This is a genomic window from Ochrobactrum sp. SFR4 (genome assembly GCF_019730395.1).
In the GTDB taxonomy this organism is placed as follows: domain Bacteria; phylum Pseudomonadota; class Alphaproteobacteria; order Rhizobiales; family Rhizobiaceae; genus Pseudochrobactrum.
In genome coordinates this window covers 1-488 of record NZ_JAAPBB010000167.1, presented here as the reverse complement: position 1 = coordinate 488, position 488 = coordinate 1, and the positions used below count along the sequence as shown (strand labels likewise).

Below are 488 nucleotides of genomic sequence, written 5' to 3'. Positions count from 1 at the left end.
CGATCGCCTTCAGCACATGGCTGTAATTGACGGCGATATCGCGGCCGGCGAACATTTCGGCGACCCTGTCATTGACCGGCACAACGGAAAAGACCGCAGGGTTGTGCGCATTGTAGATCAGTTCGACCGAACCACGGCGACCGCGGCTGCGCGCCTTGTCGTCGGTGATGAAGGTGATTTTGAGGGGAGCGCCGGCACATTTCATCTCGCCGGCAGGACGGCCGAACAGGCCGACGCCGCCAGCGTCGATGAAACCATCGATGACGGCTGCCGAAGCTCTGGCCTGTTCGGGGCCGGCGTAGATCGAGGCGATGCCATCGCGGCCGATCAGGGAAACATCCATGCCCTCGATGGCTTCGTAATTGAGCTTGAGCCCGGTTGCGACCATCAGGAAATCGTAGTCGATCCGTTGCCCGGTAGTGGTCACCACGGCATTGGCGTCGGGGTCGAATTCGGCGACGGCGGCCTCCACCCATGCGACGCCCCGC

The 488-nt window shown here is 62.7% G+C and carries 1 pseudogene; it reads right to left on the bottom strand.

Going from position 1 to position 488, the window contains the following annotated elements:
- Positions 1 to 472: pseudogene (locus tag HBA93_RS18395) on the bottom strand (pyridine nucleotide-disulfide oxidoreductase); the annotation flags it as partial.
- Positions 473 to 488 lie beyond the last annotated feature (16 nt).